Source organism: Chryseobacterium daecheongense (genome assembly GCF_003729955.1).
Taxonomy (GTDB): Bacteria; Bacteroidota; Bacteroidia; order Flavobacteriales; family Weeksellaceae; genus Chryseobacterium; species Chryseobacterium daecheongense.
In genome coordinates this window covers 591,863-609,939 of record NZ_RJTX01000004.1, presented here as the reverse complement: position 1 = coordinate 609,939, position 18,077 = coordinate 591,863, and the positions used below count along the sequence as shown (strand labels likewise).

General features: G+C 36.3%; 19 protein-coding genes and 2 tRNA genes. 13 read left to right on the top strand and 8 right to left on the bottom strand.

The features are described from left to right. Positions 1–62 precede the first annotated feature (62 nt). A complete protein-coding gene (mnmA, locus tag EGI05_RS16095) occupies positions 63–1,250 on the bottom strand; it encodes a tRNA 2-thiouridine(34) synthase MnmA (protein WP_123264043.1) in 1,188 nt (395 codons plus the stop codon). A gap of 116 nt (positions 1,251–1,366) precedes the next feature. Here mnmA and EGI05_RS16090 point away from each other — a divergent pair, with 116 nt between their 5' ends. Beyond that, positions 1,367–1,894 carry a hypothetical protein gene (locus EGI05_RS16090; protein ID WP_123264042.1) on the top strand — a complete coding sequence of 176 codons (528 nt, stop codon included), beginning with the start codon at positions 1,367–1,369 and terminating at the stop codon, positions 1,892–1,894. A 232-nt stretch (positions 1,895–2,126) separates the two neighbouring features. On the opposite strand, the gene EGI05_RS16085 is transcribed toward EGI05_RS16090, so the two are convergent. Further along, positions 2,127–4,661, bottom strand: a complete 2,535-nt coding sequence (locus tag EGI05_RS16085; protein WP_123264041.1) for an ATP-dependent Clp protease ATP-binding subunit — start codon at positions 4,659–4,661, stop codon at positions 2,127–2,129. Between the two features lie 152 nt (positions 4,662–4,813). On the opposite strand from EGI05_RS16085, the gene EGI05_RS16080 reads away from it, so the two are divergent. From EGI05_RS16080 to EGI05_RS18045, 5 genes are read left to right on the top strand one after another with little or no spacing between them, the layout of a single operon-like run. Continuing rightward, complete coding sequence (locus EGI05_RS16080; RefSeq protein ID WP_123264040.1) at positions 4,814–5,041, top strand: uroporphyrinogen decarboxylase; 228 nt, start codon at positions 4,814–4,816, stop codon at positions 5,039–5,041. Next, a complete protein-coding gene (locus tag EGI05_RS16075; RefSeq protein WP_123264039.1) occupies positions 5,038–6,135 on the top strand; it encodes a glycosyltransferase family 4 protein in 1,098 nt (365 codons plus the stop codon). The genes EGI05_RS16080 and EGI05_RS16075 overlap by 4 nt, the downstream gene beginning before the upstream one ends. A 45-nt stretch (positions 6,136–6,180) precedes the next feature. Continuing rightward, on the top strand, positions 6,181–6,600 hold the full coding sequence (locus EGI05_RS16070; protein ID WP_123264038.1) for a SufE family protein: 420 nt from the start codon (positions 6,181–6,183) through the stop codon (positions 6,598–6,600). Beyond that, entirely contained in the window at positions 6,597–7,589 is a 993-nt protein-coding gene (locus tag EGI05_RS16065; RefSeq protein ID WP_228428631.1) for a glycosyltransferase family 9 protein, read from the top strand. The genes EGI05_RS16070 and EGI05_RS16065 overlap by 4 nt, the downstream gene beginning before the upstream one ends. 41 nt (positions 7,590–7,630) lie before the next feature. Continuing rightward, positions 7,631–7,801, top strand: a complete 171-nt coding sequence (locus EGI05_RS18045) for a hypothetical protein (RefSeq protein WP_166668356.1) — start codon at positions 7,631–7,633, stop codon at positions 7,799–7,801. A gap of 229 nt (positions 7,802–8,030) precedes the next feature. Here the strand turns inward: EGI05_RS18045 and EGI05_RS16060 are convergent. The 3 genes from EGI05_RS16060 to EGI05_RS16050 all read right to left on the bottom strand — a co-directional run bounded on the left by EGI05_RS16060 (position 8,031) and on the right by EGI05_RS16050 (position 9,499). Next, positions 8,031–8,105 (bottom strand) — tRNA-Val (locus EGI05_RS16060). A gap of 32 nt (positions 8,106–8,137) precedes the next feature. Continuing rightward, positions 8,138–8,212 (bottom strand) — tRNA-Val (locus EGI05_RS16055). A gap of 42 nt (positions 8,213–8,254) precedes the next feature. Next, on the bottom strand, positions 8,255–9,499 hold the full coding sequence (locus tag EGI05_RS16050; protein WP_123264036.1) for a bifunctional folylpolyglutamate synthase/dihydrofolate synthase: 1,245 nt from the start codon (positions 9,497–9,499) through the stop codon (positions 8,255–8,257). 100 nt (positions 9,500–9,599) lie between these two features. Between EGI05_RS16050 and EGI05_RS16045 the strand changes: the two genes are divergently transcribed. The 5 genes from EGI05_RS16045 to EGI05_RS16025 are packed head-to-tail and all read left to right on the top strand — an operon-like array spanning position 9,600 to position 13,819. After that, on the top strand, positions 9,600–10,937 hold the full coding sequence (locus EGI05_RS16045) for a TolC family protein (RefSeq protein ID WP_123264035.1): 1,338 nt from the start codon (positions 9,600–9,602) through the stop codon (positions 10,935–10,937). 1 nt (position 10,938) lies between these two features. Next, positions 10,939–11,529, top strand: a complete 591-nt coding sequence (locus EGI05_RS16040; protein WP_123264034.1) for a SprT-like domain-containing protein — start codon at positions 10,939–10,941, stop codon at positions 11,527–11,529. Between the two features lie 2 nt (positions 11,530–11,531). Next, a complete protein-coding gene (locus EGI05_RS16035) occupies positions 11,532–12,614 on the top strand; it encodes a mannose-1-phosphate guanylyltransferase (RefSeq protein WP_228428630.1) in 1,083 nt (360 codons plus the stop codon). 34 nt (positions 12,615–12,648) lie between these two features. Next, positions 12,649–13,320, top strand: a complete 672-nt coding sequence (locus EGI05_RS16030) for a hypothetical protein (protein WP_123264033.1) — start codon at positions 12,649–12,651, stop codon at positions 13,318–13,320. Further along, positions 13,280–13,819: a GNAT family N-acetyltransferase gene (locus EGI05_RS16025; protein ID WP_123264032.1), complete on the top strand. Its 540-nt coding sequence runs from the start codon at positions 13,280–13,282 to the stop codon at positions 13,817–13,819. Before EGI05_RS16030 ends, EGI05_RS16025 begins: the two co-directional genes overlap by 41 nt. Before the next feature lie 114 nt (positions 13,820–13,933). On the opposite strand, the gene bcp is transcribed toward EGI05_RS16025, so the two are convergent. Continuing rightward, positions 13,934–14,383 carry a thioredoxin-dependent thiol peroxidase gene (bcp, locus tag EGI05_RS16020; RefSeq protein ID WP_123264031.1) on the bottom strand — a complete coding sequence of 150 codons (450 nt, stop codon included), beginning with the start codon at positions 14,381–14,383 and terminating at the stop codon, positions 13,934–13,936. A gap of 31 nt (positions 14,384–14,414) precedes the next feature. Between bcp and nth the strand changes: the two genes are divergently transcribed. Further along, entirely contained in the window at positions 14,415–15,041 is a 627-nt protein-coding gene (gene nth / locus EGI05_RS16015) for an endonuclease III (RefSeq protein WP_123264393.1), read from the top strand. Between the two features lie 52 nt (positions 15,042–15,093). Here the strand turns inward: nth and EGI05_RS16010 are convergent, their stop codons facing one another. Continuing rightward, entirely contained in the window at positions 15,094–15,537 is a 444-nt protein-coding gene (locus EGI05_RS16010) for a DinB family protein (protein WP_123264030.1), read from the bottom strand. A 13-nt stretch (positions 15,538–15,550) separates the two neighbouring features. Then, complete coding sequence (locus EGI05_RS16005) at positions 15,551–17,347, bottom strand: DUF885 domain-containing protein (RefSeq protein ID WP_123264392.1); 1,797 nt, start codon at positions 17,345–17,347, stop codon at positions 15,551–15,553. A 170-nt stretch (positions 17,348–17,517) separates the two neighbouring features. On the opposite strand from EGI05_RS16005, the gene EGI05_RS16000 reads away from it, so the two are divergent. Then, positions 17,518–17,979, top strand: coding sequence for a hypothetical protein (locus tag EGI05_RS16000; protein WP_123264029.1), 462 nt, complete (start codon positions 17,518–17,520; stop codon positions 17,977–17,979). The last annotated feature ends 98 nt before the right edge of the window (positions 17,980–18,077 follow it).

Below are 18,077 nucleotides of genomic sequence, written 5' to 3'. Positions count from 1 at the left end.
TTATTTGTGTCATACAAAGTTACACAAATAAAGCATTGTTAATGAATAACTTTTAAAAAAAATTATGAAATAACTCCACTTCCTAGTAATTCTTCATCTGCATACCAAGATGCAAACTGTCCTTCTGCAATTGCGGACTGCGCTTCTTCAAATTCAATATAAAAGGCATCCTCGAATTGGTAAAGAGTAGCTTTTTGCAAAGGTTGTCTGTATCTTATTCTTGCCAGAATTTCCATAGACTCACCGTTTTTCAAAGCTAAATCCTCTCGAACCCAGTGTACTTCAGCATTGTCAATTTTTAAAGCTTTTCTATACAATCCCGGAAAGCTGTGGCCCTCACCTACGAAAAGAATATTATTCTCCATATCTCTGGAAATGATAAAGCAGCTTTCTTTGTGGCCACCGATTCCCAAGCCCTTGCTTTGCCCGATCGTGAAAAATTGAGCACCCTGATGCTTTCCAATAACTTTTCCGTCAGCTTTTTTATACTTAATTTTCTGAGATAGAAATTCTAATTCCTCCTTTTTTGAAGAAACTTGAGGCATTTCCTGTGCAAAAAGAGGAGAATCTCTGAAAATTTCAACGATTTCACCTTCTTTAGGTACTAATTGCTGTTGTAAAAATTGAGGAAGGCTTACTTTTCCAATGAAACATAGCCCCTGAGAATCTTTTTTATCCGCAGTTACCAGACCGATTTCTTTCGCAATCTCCCTTACTTGAGGTTTAGTAAGTTCACCGATAGGAAACAATGCTTTTGACAGCTGGTCCTGACTCAATTGGCAAAGAAAATAAGACTGATCTTTATTGTTATCCTTTCCTGCTAAAAGATGGAAAATTTCTTTTCCGTTTTCATCAAATGTAGAAGTTACTCTTGCATAATGTCCTGTCGCTACTTTATCTGCACCTAAAGACATGGCAGTCTTCATAAAAACATCGAATTTTACTTCTCTGTTGCACAATACATCCGGATTGGGTGTTCTTCCTTTCTGATATTCATCAAACATGTAATCCACAATGCGTTCTTTATATAATTCACTCATGTCGATTACCTGGAAAGGAATTCCCAGTTTTTGCGCAACCATCAATGCATCATTACTGTCCTCAATCCACGGACACTCATCTTCTAATGTTACGGAAGCATCATTCCAGTTTCTCATAAACAAAGCCACTACCTCATGGCCTTGCTGTTGTAACAAATAGGCTGTTACACTCGAGTCTACGCCTCCGGAAAGGCCTACTACTACTTTCATTGTATTCAATTTTACGAAACTCTTAACGGGAGTTCTTAGTTTGACGCTGCAAAAATACGATTAAAAAGATTCGTAAAAAAGTTATAATTTTAAGCATTGATAAAAACAATTCAAGTATGAAGAAACTTATGACTTCCTTATTTCTGATAATTTCAGGCTCAATATTTTCACAAGTTGCCGTAGGAGCTTCGCAGGAAAGCAACAATCGATGGACTTTCGGTGGGGGCATAGGATTTGGATTCGGAAGTAACAATTACTTTAATCTTTCAGCAGCGCCGAGGGCTGGATATAAACTTACCGACGATCTTGAAGGCGGTCTTTTGGGAAGTGTTTCGTGGCAGAAATCCAATGCCTACAGTTCAACGATGTTTGGAGTCGGTCCGTTTCTGAATTATTACATCGCAAGAACCTTTTATTTAGGTGCTAATTACCAACATTATTTCATTAATTATAAAGATAAGATTTACGATTTTAAGGCAAATACCAATGAAGATGCATTGTACCTTGGAGGAGGATATATGCAAAGAATAGGGAACAATTCTTTTATGCAGATCGGAATCATGTATAATGTGCTTTGGAAAGAGAATGAGAGCGTGTTTTCCAGCGGATTGGTTCCAAATATTGGATTTGTGGTGGGATTGTAATTTTATTGAGATATTTTAATCAGTATCAAAAAGTAAATTGTTAAGATTCATGATTCCGCTATTTGGAGTTCCTCTTTCCGGCTTTACCCATTTTTATTTCTTTAAGGTGTCTTTTAAAAATGAAGGATAAAAAGCTTTCAGACATTATTGAATGACAGTAAATAAAATCTAAAACAATAAAAAAGCATCAGGAATTTTCCTGATGCTTTTTTTATATAATCAAATTATTTATTTATGATTGAGAAGACTTTTCTGCCGATTTTTTCGGTTTTGAAGTTTTGCCCGTTAAAGCATCTTTCGCTTCATTAAGATCAAGAACCACAGTTTCTCCTTCAGATAATTGTTTGTTTACCAGCATTTCAGCCAATAAATCTTCAATATATTTCTGGATAGCTCGTTTCAATGGTCTTGCCCCGAAATCTTTATCCCATCCTTTTTCAGAAATAAAGTCTTTTGCTTCTTCAGTCAATTCCACTTTATAGCCTAATTTTTCAAGTCTGCTGTAAAGCTTATTCAACTCAAGATCAATTATTTTCTTGATGTCTGTCTGTTCAAGAGAGTTGAAGATAATAATATCGTCAATTCTGTTTAAGAATTCAGGAGCAAATGCTTTTTTAAGGGCATTTTCAATGGTACTTCTTGCTCTTGTATCTGAACTTGACTTTTTCGCCGAGGTACCGAATCCTACACCATCTCCGAAATCTTTAAGATCTCTTGTTCCGATGTTGGAAGTCAGGATAATAATCGTATTTCTGAAATCGATTTTTCTGCCTAAGCTATCGGTAACGTGGCCTTCATCTAAAATCTGTAACAAGATATTGAATACATCAGGGTGAGCTTTTTCAATTTCATCCAAAAGAACTACAGCATAAGGTTTTCTTCTTACCGCTTCAGTCAATTGTCCCCCTTCTTCGTATCCTACGTATCCCGGAGGCGCACCAACCAATCTTGAAACCGCAAATTTCTCCATGTATTCACTCATATCAATTCTGATCAAAGCTTCATCAGAATCGAATAATTCTCTTGCCATTACTTTAGCCAGCTCCGTTTTACCAACTCCGGTTGTTCCTAAGAAGATAAATGTACCAATTGGACGGTTCGGATCTTTAAGACCGGCTCTGTTTCTTTGGATGGCCTTAACAACCTTTTTCACAGCATCTTCCTGTCCGATCACTTTTCCGTTCAGCTTATCATCCATCTGAGCTAACTTATCAAGCTCATTCTTACCTACTTTGGTTACAGGAACACCACTCATCATAGAAACCACTTCAGCTACATTTTCCTCCGTCACGGTTTCTTTTTTCTCTTTTACATTTTTGTCCCATTGTTCCTGAGCTGCATTAAGCTCCATCTGAAGGCGCTCTTCTTCATCTTTCAGTTTTCTTGCCTCAAGATAATCCTGTGCTTTTACAGCTTTTTGCTTCAGTTCCTTGATATCTTCGATTTTCTTTTCGAATTCAATGATCTCTGTAGGAACCTTCATGTTTTTAATATAAACACGGGAACCTGCTTCATCCATTGCATCAATCGCTTTATCTGGTAAGAAACGGTCTGTAATGTATCTAGATGTCAAATTGACACACGCAGCAATAGCTTCAGGAGTATAAATTACATTGTGATGCTCTTCATACTTATCTTTGATCTGATTCAGGATCTGGATGGTTTCTTCAATAGAAGTAGGTTCCACCATTACTTTCTGGAATCTTCTTTCTAATGCTCCGTCTTTTTCAATATACTGACGGTATTCATCAAGAGTTGTAGCCCCGATGCATTGAATTTCACCTCTTGCTAAAGCTGGCTTGAACATATTGGATGCATCTAAACTTCCCGTAGAACTTCCTGCACCTACAATAGTGTGAAGCTCATCAATGAATAAGATCACATCTCTGTTTTTCTCCAGCTCAGTCATGATGGCTTTCATTCTTTCTTCAAACTGGCCACGGTATTTGGTTCCGGCCACTAAACTGGCCAGATCCAGCGTGATCACTCTTTTGCCATAAAGAACTCTTGAAACCTTTTTCTGCTGAATTCTTAAAGCCAGACCTTCAGCAATCGCAGATTTACCAACACCCGGCTCTCCGATAAGAAGAGGGTTGTTTTTCTTTCTACGCGACAAGATCTGCGAAACTCTTTCGATTTCTTTCTCACGTCCGATTACTGGGTCTAATTTCCCGTCTCTTGCCAAAGAAGTAAGGTCTCTACCGAAGTTATCCAATGTAGGGGTTTTACTTTTTGCAGAACCTAAATTTCCTGTCGGCTTTCTCATCTGCTCAAATTCCTCTCTTTCTTCATCGTCATCATAGGCGCTCATTTGTGGTGCCTGTCCGGAATTTTTAAGCATAGTCTGGTATTCTCTTGAAACTCCTTCATAGTCAATATCATAAGCTCCCAGGATGTTAGAAGTAGGGTCTTCATATTTATAAAGAATACCTAAAAGCAGGTGAACGGTATTAATTTCATTGCTTTTATATTGTCGGCATTCTAACTCTGCACGTTTAACGGCATGATCTGCCATCTTGGTGAAAGAAATATTGGTAACCTCTTCAGAAATAGGATTTAGACTTGCTGTATTTAAAGTTTCAATTTTTCTTCTGATTTGTGTTAAATCCGCATTAAGGTTTTGAAGGATTTCTTTTGCAGAGTTTTCCGTTTTTATAATACCTAAAAGAAGGTGTTCTGTATTAAGAAATTCACTTTTCAGCCTTTTTGCCTCATTCTTGCTCTGTTTGAACACTTGGCTCAAACCTTGTGAAAACTTATAATCCATAATATATCTCAATTAGAATAAAGATAAAATCATCTTTATTCATTATCTAAATTACAAATATTTTACCAAAAACCAATTAATGACTTTATGTCATGAAAAATTTTATTATCTTATTGAAAATGACTAAGTTTGTTTCCCTATAAAAATTTTGCATGAGCCCTGAAATTGCTACTTATATCGGATATGCCGCTTCTTTTTTTATTGTTCTGAGTTTTGCCTTAAAAAATTTAAGAAAAATCAGGATCGTGAATATGATCGGCTGTATCTGTTTTGTAATTTATGGCGTATTCAGCGGAATGCTTTGGCCAGTTATTATTCCCAATGCTTTACTTTGTTTTGTTCAGGTATATCATTTGATGACAGCAAATAAAAAGGGATGAAACGGAAGAAAATCATTACCTCTGCTTTTAGCAACCTATACACGGATCAACGGATTGAAAAGGTCTGCAGGACTTTATATGAAAATGGATATGACATTGAATTGATAGGAAATAACTGGGGTGGAGAAGAAAAAATGGAACGGCCTTATCCCTTTTCAAGGATTACATTATTTTCCAAAAGTTTAAAAACCGCGTATTTTGAATTCAATTGGAAACTGTATCATGAATTGAAGAGAAATGCAGATCACAATACGATTCTCCATGCTAATGATTTAGATGCTTTATTGCCTAATTATCTTATCTCTAAGAAACTGAATATTCCACTGGTTTTTGACAGTCATGAAATTTTTTCCGAAATGCCTGCCATTCAGGGCAAAATGTCACAAAAATTATGGAGATACGTTGAAAAACGAATTATTCCGAAGCTGAAATTTATGATTACGGCAAGCGGAAGCTATGCAAAATGGTTTCAAAAAAAATATGGAATCAGCTCCGTTGTTGTTCAAAATGCACCAAGAAGAATAACATTCAACAGAGAAGATTTTGAAAATAATCCTAAAATTCTTTTGTATCAGGGAGTAATCAATCCATTTCGGGGAATTGATAAAGCTATTCTTGCGATGCATCATTTGGACAATGTGATTTTTAAAATTGCAGGTGACGGTCCTAAAAGGAAAGAATATGAAGAACTGGTTATCAAGGAAAATCTTCAGGATAAAGTTCAGTTTTTGGGGAAGCTATTACCAAAAGATCTAAGAAATGTCACATTAATGGCAGACTGCGCCATGAGCATCGAAGAAAACGGCGGCGAAAGTTATTTTTATTCTTTGCCTAATAAAGTGCTGGATTGCATCCAGGCAAGAGTTCCTCTAATAGTATCGGATCTTCCCGAAATGCGGAATATCAAAGATCAGTTTGACATTGGAGAAATTATTAAAGACCACCAACCTGAAAATATTGCTGAAGCTGTAAAAATAGTTTTAAATAAGGGAAGAAAAAGCTATCTACCTGAGCTTGAAAAGGCGGCAAGCCTACTGTGTTGGGAAAATGAGGAAGTAAAACTATTAGACGTTTTTGAAAAAGCATCTTCATAAATATTCTTTACAAATTGGTTATCTTTGCATAAAGAAATTGTTAACATGACCATTAAGGAAAAACAGCAGGAAATTATCGACGAATTTGCCTTTCTTGAAGATTGGGAGCAGAAGTATGAATATATTATCGATCTTGGAAAAGAATTGAAAGGGCTTCCTGAAGATAAGAAAACAGAAGAGAACCTGATTAAAGGCTGCCAAAGTAAAGTCTGGATCGATGCTGAATTCAAAGATGGAAAACTGTTTTTCAATGCAGATTCTGATGGTATTTTGCCGAAGGGAATCGTTTCTTTATTAGTAAGTATTTACAGTGGCCATTCTACGCAGGAAATCCTAGATTCGGATTTTGATTTTATTTCAGAGATAGGATTACAGGAATTCTTGTCCCCATCCAGAGCCAATGGATTAATGGCCATGACCAAACAGATTAAATTTTACGCAGTCGCCTATCAGCTTAAGTCGTGACCAGAATATTAGCATATCGCTTTTCGGCATTTGGTGATGTTGCGATGACAGCACCGGTTTTCCGGGAATTCCTGGAACAAAATCCGGACGTGGAAATCGTGATGGTTTCCCGGAAAAATTTTGAGAACTTATTTTCTGATATTCCAAATGTTATATTCAAAGGAGTAAACCTGGATGATTACAAAGGTTTTTTCGGTTTAAACAGGCTTGCCAATGAACTTTTAAAGGAATTTCACCCGGATATGATCGCTAATTTGCATGACGTGATCCGAACCAAGATTCTGGATAAAATATACAGGAGAAAAGGACTGAAGGTATTTAAAATTGATAAAGGCAAGGAGGAAAAGGAAAGATTAACTGATATTTGGAACCTGGATAAAGTACAGTTGAAGACAACAGTAGAACGTTATGCCGATGTTTTCCGTGAAATGGGATTTAAAGTAACACTTTCTCATCAGTTAAGGCCAGGGTCAAAACCAAAATCAGGGATAGGTTTCGCCCCGTTTGCCCAACATAGAGGGAAAATGCTTCCTTTGGAAAAATCTTACGAATTGGCCCGGGTTTTAGCACAGAAACATCCGATATACTTCTTCGGAGGAGGTAAAAAAGAAACTGAAACATTGGAGCAATGGGAAAAAGAAATTCCCAATACAAAAAGCTTAGCAGGTGCATTAAGCCTTACGGAAGAACTTAATAAAATTTCAGAACTGGAATTAATGATCTCCATGGATTCTGCCAATATGCATTTAGCGAGCCTTATGGGAACAAAATGTGTTTCTATTTGGGGGTCTACTCATCCATATGCCGGTTTTCTAGGGTTTGGACAAAGTGAAAATGATGTGGTTCAGATGAAAGATCTAAGTTGCAGGCCATGCTCGGTTTTTGGTGATAAAGAATGCTATAGAGGAGATTGGGCTTGCCTTGAAGAGCTTACTATTCAGAAGATTATTGAGAAAATCAACCTGCATGAAAAAGAGAATGAAATTTAGATTGGCATAATATTTTAATAATCTATAGTAAAAATACGATTATGAAATTAATGAAAAAAATAGGAGCTATAGCGCTAGTAGGATTATTTGTTGCTTCATGTGCCCCTCGTTTGAAGCCTAACGGTAATCACGGACTTCCTCCGGGACAGGTTAAAAAAGTAACAGGAGCAAAATCAGCCAAACATTATGCTCCGGGACAAAATAAGAAATAACTTAACACTAAAATAAAGAACCACAACAATTTGTTGTGGTTCTTTATTTTATGACCACGGTCATATTTTCAGCACTGAAAAGTTTATTATTTTTAAAGTGAAATCAATCCATTCTATTTTCATCTTTAAACAACTATCTTTTGAAACTTCTCTTTTTTAAAGGGAAGTTTTTTATTAGATTGAAAAAAGAATATAAAAAAAACCGCAACAGAATGTTGCGGTTTTTTTGTGGGTCCTGAGGGATTCGAACCCCCGACCCTCTGGGTGTAAACCAGATGCTCTGAACCAACTGAGCTAAGAACCCGAATTTTTTTTAAAGGTTTCGTTTCCTTTCTGTGGGTCCTGAGGGATTCGAACCCCCGACCCTCTGGGTGTAAACCAGATGCTCTGAACCAACTGAGCTAAGAACCCTCTATACTTGTTTTCTCGTTTAGAGTGGTGCAAATATACGACTTATCTGGAAATCTCCAAATTTTTTTCTAAAAATTCTCCGACTACAAAGTTGCTGCCGCCGATAAAAATCATTTCATCCGCTGTACATTGTTGTTTTGCAGAAAGATAGGCGTCCTGTACAGAATCCAAAATTTTATAATTTATTTTTGCTTTTTGCAGCAGGTCTTCATACTCTTTCGGGTCTCTTCCCCTGTTGATAGAGGGTTTGGCAAAATAAAAATCAGAGTTTTCGGGCAATAAGCTCATGACTTCGTCTATTTTCTTATCATTCACGAAGCCTAAAATTACGTGCTTATGTTTATTGATAGAATTTAATTGGGCAAAAACCTGTTCCAATCCGGCCTGATTGTGTGCTGTGTCACAAATTGTCAATGGGTTTTGGGAGAACTCAAACCAACGGCCGATAAAATGGGTGTTGTTGTGAACATGTAATAGTCCTTTTTCCAGATCAGGATCTGTAATGGTAATGTCAAGCTTTCTTAATTCATCAACCAATGCTTTAACCACTCTGATGTTCTTTTCCTGGTAATTTCCTTTTAGATCTGATTGTAAATCTGTTTTTAATAAGCTTGCATCAATAAATGGGGCATTTTTCCGTTCTGCCTTCTCTTTAATAATGTTTTTTACGGTGTCATTTTCATCTCCGGAAATGATGGGAGTATTGTTTTTAATGATTCCCGCTTTTTCTGCGGCAATTTCTTCAATGGTGTTCCCTAAAATATTCTGATGGTCTAGTTGAACATTAGTAATAGCGGAAACTAAAGGTTTAATAATATTTGTAGAATCCAGTCTGCCGCCTAAACCGACTTCAATAATGGCGAAATCAACTTTTTGCTGATAAAAATATTCAAAAGCCATAATCGTAGTGAACTCAAAAAAAGAAGGGCGAATATCTTCCGGAAGGTTTTTAAGCTTTTGGATAAAATTAAAAACGAACTCCTTATCGCAGTTTTTACCGTTTACTTTGATACGTTCCGTAAAATCAATAAGATGAGGAGAGTTATATAAACCAATTTTATAACCGGATTCCTGAAGAACTGAAGCCAGCATATTGCTGGTAGATCCTTTTCCATTGGTTCCTCCAATGTGGATACATTGTATTTTTTCCTGTGGGTTTCCAAAGAAAGCACACAGTTTGATGATATTGTCTAAACCCGGTTTATATGCCTTTTCCCCATCAACCTGGTAATTGGGAGCCTGTACAAAAAGCCATTCTACGGCCTGTTGGTATTGTTCATTAGTCATGGCACAAAATTCTCAAAAGTTTTTTAAATAAAATATTAATTTTTTAGAACTGTAACTTTTTTATATTTGGTTCGTCTAATATCAGTAAAGATTAATTAATATGAAAAAAGTTTGGATCATCGTTTTTGGATTGGCTTGTTTGGGCGTGAATGCCCAGAAAAAATGGTCCTTAAGAGAATGTGTGGATTATGCAGTGAAACATAATCTTCAGGTTATCCAAAATGAATATTCAAAACAAGTTCAGGATACTAATCTTAAAATGGCAAGAAAGGAATACCTGCCTTCAGTATCCGGAAATATGAGCAATAATATGAGCTTCGGGCAGACTTCTTTCGGAACGGGGAGTTTGAGAAACGACAGGTTCAGTAATAGCGCTAATCTGGGAGCTGATATTTTACTGTATAATAACGGGAGATTAGAAAAAAATATAAGAAAGGTTCAATATGATGTGGAAGCAAGCCAATATGACGTGGAAACGATCAAAAATGACATTTCTTTACAAATCGCTCAACAATATTTAACAACACTTTTAAATAAGGAAATTGTAAAAATTTCTCAAAGTGCAGTAGAAAATGCACAAAAACAATATGATAGAGCCAAAATAACCACGAAAGTAGGGTCTACTGCACAAACCGTTCTTGCCGAAGCAGAAGCAGGGTTAGCCAGAGAAAAGCAGAATCTTAAAACTGCTGAAATCAACGTGGGAAGAAGCTTATTTGCTTTAGCTCAGCTTTTGCAATTGCAGGATTATAAAGGCTTTGATGTGGAAGATGTGAACGTTCCGGATCAGCTGGAATCTCAATTGAAATCCGTTGATGAGGTTTTAAATACGGCCTATGAGAACCAACCACAGGTTAAAGCGGCAGAAAGCAGAATCAGAGCGGCGGAAGCTCAGACAGAGGTTTCAAAAACGGCATTCTGGCCTACTATAACGGCAAGTGCGGGAATCGGAAGTTTCTATAACAATTTATTAAATAAAAGCTACGACCAGTTTGGCAATCTTGTGAATGATCCGTCTTTCTTCCAGCAGTATAAAGATAATTTCGGGCAGCAGGTAGGAGTATCCATCAATGTTCCTATTTTTAATAAAGGAATTACCAAATTGCAGGTAGAGCAATCAAAAATCAATGAGAACATTGCTAAAAATTCGCTGGAGCAACAAAAGCAAACAGTAAGGCAAAATGTTCAGAAAGCTCAATTTGATGTGGACGCTAACTATGAAACGTATCTGTCTGCATTAGAAACCGCGAAAAGTACTAAACTTGCATTGGATTTTGCAGATAAGAGCTATGCGGCGGGAAGATCCACCATTTATGATGTGAATGTAGCCAGAAACAATTATGCGAATGCACAAGGTTCTGTAGCGCAAGCGAAATTTAATTATCTTTTCAGTCTTAAATTGTTGAATTTCTATGCGGGAATTCCATTAAGTTTGTAAAATGTCTATTCAAGCCCTAGAAAAATATTTACCCTCACATACGCTTCAATATTTAAAAATCTGGTTTTCAGATTACTATATTCATATAAAGATTACAAGAAACAGGGATTCCAAACTGGGAGATTACAGAAAGCTCCCGGATAATTCCCATGAAATCACCATTAATTCCACACTGGTTCCACAGTTGTTTTTCTTTGTGCTGACCCATGAGCTGGCTCATCTCATAGCATTTGAAAAATATGGCAGAAGAATTTCTCCTCACGGAGCGGAATGGAAAGAAACTTTCAGGCAAATGCTTTTGCAGAGTATCGAAGTCTATGAAGAAGGTTTAAGACCGATCATTGTGAAATTTTCAAAATCTCCGAAGGCCAATTTTATGTCGAGCCCGGAGCTTGTAAAATACTTTCATATTGAAAAGCAGGATGATAAGCTTCAGTTTATTCAGGAATTGCAAAAGGGAGAATATTTTATATATCGCAGAGAAAAGTATTTATTAGAAGGTCTGATTAAAAAAAACTATCTTTGTAAGAACCTGGCTACTGGAAGAAAATATTCTTTCAAACCTTTGGCAAGGGTAGAAAAATGCACTTAAGTATGTCAAAATCAGATAAATACTGTGTAATTATGGCAGGTGGGATCGGGAGTAGATTCTGGCCTTTAAGTACACAGAAATTTCCAAAACAATTTCAAGATATTTTAGGAGTTGGACGTACCATGATTCAGCAGACTTATGACAGGATCAGTAAGATCATTCCTAACGAAAATATATTCGTTATTACCAATAAAGAATATGTAGGCCTTTCTCAACAGCAATTACCGGAAATCCCGGAACAGAATATTGTGGGAGAACCGATGATCAAGAATACGGCAGCCTGTAATTTGTACATGGCGAATAAAATTGCAGAGCTCAATCCTGATGCTACAATGATCGTTCTTCCTGCAGACCATCTAATCCTTAAAGAAGATATTTTCCTGGAGAAAATGGAGCTGGCTTTTGATCTTGCCTCTAAGAATGAATATCTTGTGACTTTGGGGATTACCCCTACAAGACCGGATACCGGATATGGATACATTCAGTTTGTAGAAAAGAAAGGATCGGAATTTTTTAAAGTAAAAACCTTTACGGAAAAACCGATTTTAGAGATTGCGCAAAGCTTTCTGGAAAGTGGAGACTTTCTTTGGAATGCAGGAATATTTATCTGGAACGTAAAAGCAATTCATCATGCTTTTGAAACCTTCCTTCCTGAAATGACACAGCATTTTATGGCTTGTGAATACAATTCCGAAAATGAAGACAGCTGTATTGAAACCATTTATCCGAAGGTTCAGAAAATTTCTATTGATAACGGGATTCTGGAAAAGGCAAAAAATGTCTACGTGATTCCTTCGGATCTGGGATGGAGCGATCTTGGAACGTGGACTTCGGTGTATGAAAATACCGAAAAAGATGAAAATAGGAATGCGGTAAAGCAAAAGCATATTCTAACGTATAATACGAAAGGGAATATCATTCATGTCAAAAACAACAATAAAGCAATTGTCATAGACGGACTGAAAGATTATATTGTAGTAGACACAGAAAAGGTATTACTCATTTGCCCAAGAGATCACGATCAGCTGATCAAAGATTATGTTCTGGACCTAAAAAACCTCAAAAAAGGAGAAAAATTCATGTAAAAGGATTGGCATACTTTCTGCCGGGTTTTGAACTATGAAAAAAATAACATCCAAAATCATATTATTTGCCTTCCTTATTTCGGGGATATTGATGTATTCGCAGAATAAGAAAAAGTTTGCCGGTATTCCTGGGATTCTGCAAAGAATTATTCCTAATGATAAGGTAGATTTTTGGGTTTTGGTGTATAATAGCTATGGAAAAGATCAGGAAATCAAAATTTCCGGAACGAAGATGTCTTATACTCCGCAATTTTCCGGATTTGATATTTTCCCAGAGGAGGACAGTTTCTATTATATTGCTTATTCATCGGCAGGAAAAATGGATTATGTGACGGATCTGGCAACATTGAAAAGTTTTATCGGGACTATTGATAATGTAGAAGAAGCAGCCATTGCAGCAACGATAGAAGGATATATGGTGGATGAAGAATTTAAAGATGTTGCAGGAAATTATTATGAAGATAAATCCAATTATTATCTGGATCTCGGAAAACTGACATCAACTGAATGTCCTTATCAGAAAAATCATTACACATTAACGATAAGCAAAACTACAGGTGCAATTACTAATGTAAAAGATAATGGGACCTATATTGAGCTCTATAATAAAAAATGTAAAAATAATCCACGGCTTTTAAAGCTTGAAAAAAAGGAAGAACCCAAAGATGAGCCTAAAAAATCAACCGGAGCAACCCAACGAAAATAGCTTTTACGAAACAGCAAGACTGATTATCCGCCCTATGTCTGTGGATGATGCAGCTTTCATATTTGAACTTTACAATAGCCCAAGATTTATTAAATATATCGGGGATCGGAATATTAAAACCATTTCTGATGCAGAAGACTATATCAGAAATAAATTTTTTCCACAGTTTGAAAAATTAGGTTTCGGAAATTACATAATGATCACCAAAGAAGGGAATGAAAAAATCGGGGGTGTAGGAATCTTTGAAAGAGAAGGCCTTGATGTGGTAGACATCGGTTTTTCCCTGTTGGATGGTTTTGAAGGGAAAGGATATGCTTATGAAGCCGCCATAAAGGTCAAATCTATTGGAATGGATGATTTTGGCTTGAAGAAAATCTCAGCAATCACCTCAAAAGACAATTTCTCCTCCCAAAAATTAATTGAAAGATTAGGCTTGAAATTTCAGAGATATGTCACTCTTCCCAATGATGAAGAGCTGATGTATTACGAAACAGAGTAACGTATTCCTTAACTATCATTCTGAGCAAAGCGAAGAATTTATTAACACGAATTTTCACGAATAACACTATAATTGGTGTCATTTGTGAATGTATTAGTGTTTCTTGTGTTATAATTATCCTTCCAGAATCTGCTCAGCAGCCGTTTTAGATGTTATTTTTTCAATCACTCTTGTACAGATCCCGTTTTGATCAAAGATAAAAGTAGTTCGTACAATCCCCATATAAGTCTTCCCGAAAGTGGTTTTCTGCTGCCAAACTCCAAATTTTTCTACCAGATCTCGGTTTTCGTCAGCAATCAGATCATAAGGGAATGCAAATTTATTGTGGAAGTTTTTCTGTTTTTTAACGGAATCTGCGCTTACTCCCAATAATTGGAATCCCGCTTTCTTCAATTTGGAATAATTGTCGCTGAGATTACATGCCTCTACCGTACAGGTTGGAGTATTCGCTTGAGGATAAAAGAATACAACCAGTTTTTTTCCTATTAATTGAGATGATTTTATAGTTTTTCCATCTTGATTGATTCCTTCAAATTCCGGTAATTTGTCTCCAACTTGCAACATAATGTTTAATTTTGTCAAATTTAAGGGTTACATGACAAAAAAGCAAAGAGCAGAGCTTATCCAAACGGAATTAGAAAAATTATATCCGGAAGTTCCCATTCCCCTGGATCATGTGGATGCATATACATTAATGGTTGCTGTAGCACTTTCTGCACAGACAACAGATAAAAAAGTAAATCAGGTAACTCCAAAGCTTTTCGAAGTGGCCGGAACCCCTGAAAAAATGGCTCAATTGGAAGTGGATGAGATCCGGGAATTGATCAAAGAAATCGGTCTTTCCAATACCAAAGCTAAAAACCTGAAAAGAATGGCTGAGCTCCTGCTGGAAAGACATAACGGAGTGGTCCCGCAAACCTATGAAGAATTAGAAGCTTTGCCGGGAGTGGGACACAAGACCGCTTCTGTAGTCATGAGCCAGGGGTTTGGATATCCTGCATTTCCGGTGGATACGCACATTCATAGGTTGATGACGCAATGGCAGCTTACTTCCGGAAAAAACGTTGTGGAAACAGAAAAAGACGCCAAGAAGATTTTTCCTGAAAGCGTGTGGAATAAACTTCACCTTCAGATCATCTTTTATGGAAGAGAATATTCTCCGGCAAGAGGAAAAGGAGATAAAGATTTTATAACGAAAATGCTGTTCGAAAAAAATAAATAAAAAAAATTCCCCTTCAAAGAAGGGGAGTATTTTTGTAAAAGAAGATAAACTCTTAATTATCTAATAATCTTCTGTGATAATTAATCTGTCCCAAATGATAATCCAAATGAGAAAGCAGGTGAATCAAAAAATATTCTGTTGACATTTTGCTTTCAAAAACAACAAGGGGATACTCTTTTTTCAAATCATCTTCATCGAGCTTATCGAGAGTTTTAGTGACAATATCTAAAGTTCTGTCTATTTTTTCAATCAGTTCCGGGCGGGGAATATTTTTCAATGAAAATTCAAGGTCTCTGTTTCTTACATAACCCGAATTTCCAAGAACAGTTCCTATAAAATGATTTAAGTTTCCTACCAAATGAAGGCATAAATTTCCCGCGGAATTGGAGATGTTTTTGTCAACACTCCAAATGATCTTTTCATTGTTGTAAGACAGAATTTCTGCTCTTAATTTATTTAAATCTCTTGTATAAAGAGATTTCAGACTTTCTATCATGGCTATTAATAAATTATTTTTGTTTTTTTGCCCAAAGTTCCATTTTTCTGTTCAGAACATCTAAAGGAAGACAACCCTGGCTTAATACTTCATCATGGAAACTTGCCAGGCTGAATTTATTACCCAATTGTTTCTGATACTGATCTCTCAATTCACGGATTCTCAAAGAACCGATCTTATAGCCTAAAGCCTGACCCGGCATGGCCATATATCTTTCTACTTCCGCCGTTGCACCAGCCTCATCATAAGAAATATTGCTTAGGAAATATTTAATGGCCTCTTCTCTGGTCATTTTTCCGGTGTGCAATCCTGTATCTACAACCAATCTTACTGCTCTCAGCATTTGGTCGCTTAAATATCCCATTTTTTGATAAGGATCCGTATATAAACCGAATTCCGGACCTAATGTTTCACAATAATGTGCCCATCCTTCTCCATACGCACCAAACCATCCGAATCTCATAAATTTAGGAAGTTTAGTGTTCTCCTGTTGCAGAGAAACCTGATAATGATGTCCTGGAATAGCTTCATGAAGGAAAAGAGACTCCATTCCTGAAGTGACATTAAATTTAGATGGATCCGGAAGAGGAACATAGAAAATTCCCGGTCTTTTGCCATCCGGCGTTCCCTGGATATATTCCGCACTTGCACTTGCTTCCCTGAATTTTTCCGTTTGTCTGATTTCAAACTTGGTTTTCGGGGTTACGCTGAACATCGTTTTCAGTTTCGGGGTTATTTTAGCTAAAATTCCGTTAAAGCCATCTAAAACTTCTTTTGAAGTTTTGTAAGGCATCGCTTTGGGATCTGTTTTTACAAAATTGATGAATTCTTCCAATGTTCCCGTGAAACCAACCTGCTGTTTTACCTTTTCCATTTCGGAACGAAGCATAGCAACCTGCTGAAGCCCGATTTTATTGATCTCTTCAGGAGATTTATTTGTTGTCGTCCAGCTTTTTACATAATATTTATAGATGTCATTTCCTTTAGGTAAGCTATTGTAACCATCTGTTTCTCTGGCTTTAGGCAAGTATTCTGTTTGAAGGAAATTTCCCATTTTCGTGTAAGCAGGAATGATTTTTTTAGATATTGCCTCTTTGTAAAGTGTTGTATACTTATCTTTTTGATCCAAAGTGAAATCTTTTGGAAAATTTTTAATAGGACCGTAGAAAATATTCTTCTCAAAGTCAGGCGTTGTGATCTCTTCCGATTTCATTTGAGGAATCATTTTGATTACCAGTTTTTTAGGAAGAACCACTTTGTTATTAATTCCTTCACGGAAGTTTTCAATAGCTGCATCCATCCATTCCGGGAATTTCTCCATTCTTTTTAGCCAATCGTCATAATCTTTTGCTGTTTTGAACGGCTGGCTTCCTTGTCCGCTTCCATACAAAGGGAATGTAAGCGGAAGTCCTCCAAACTGGGTGAAAGGAATGTATTCCGGGTGATAGGCGTAAGCTTCAATTTTATCTTTCAAAGTATAATCCAGAACATCATATACTACTTTGTCTTCATCCGATAGGCCTTTGTAATCCACCTGCTCCAGTTGTTTCTGAACAGAATTATAAAAAGCAATTTCCCCTGAAATAAAATCTTTATCAATATTGATCGGCAATTGATCATTGTACCTTGTGTCTCCTTGAGAGGTAGCATCTAAAGGATATAATTTTAAATATTGCTCATAATAGTTGGAAGCAATAGAGTCTAAATTGGTAGGCGTCACCTTCGTTAAAGGCGAATCCGATTTTTTACAAGAAACTAAACTTATAGCGAGGCCTATGCCTACAATACTTTTAGATAAAATGTTTTTCATTTTCAGGATCTTTAGGATAACAAAAGTAAGTAATATTAAGATAACCAGAGGATCTGTACTGCTGATTTTGAAAATTATTTTTTCAAAATATTTTTCACTTTCAATCAATTTTTTATCTTTGTTGAAAACGTTTAACACTCATACTATTACAGTTCTTTTTTTAAGACACAATGAAAGGGATTTTAAAGATTTACCATCCGGAAGAAACGCTAAAATACAATATCAGAAATACTTATTGTAAAGCGGTCTATAGTAACCAGCAACATTTTCTTGAGGTTGAAATTATCACGGATGACAGTTTGGATCATGTAGATGATGATTCTTTGCAATACAATTTTCCACAGCTTTCGCTTGAAGTTTTTGATTTCCCTATAGAATCGGGAGAAATTGAAGGAAAAACAATTCAGATCACGGATTCCGACGATGAAACGTATACGGAAGTAGATCTTTTTGATGATGAAGATGCTTATATCTATGATAATGAGCTCGTATTTGAAAGAAATGAAGAAGGAGAGCTTCAGGTAATCTGGAAGGGAACCATTGATGATTTCTACACAGGATCTGATACTCCGATTCCTTTCAGATTAAAATGTGAATTTAAGCAAGATGATATTGAAGTAGACGAAGAATAAGTCTCCAATCAATATTTTTTTATATCGAATTTCTTTTCAAAGCTGTTTTGGAAAGAAATTTGCTTTTATGTTGATAACATAAATTTAAGTTGTTTTTA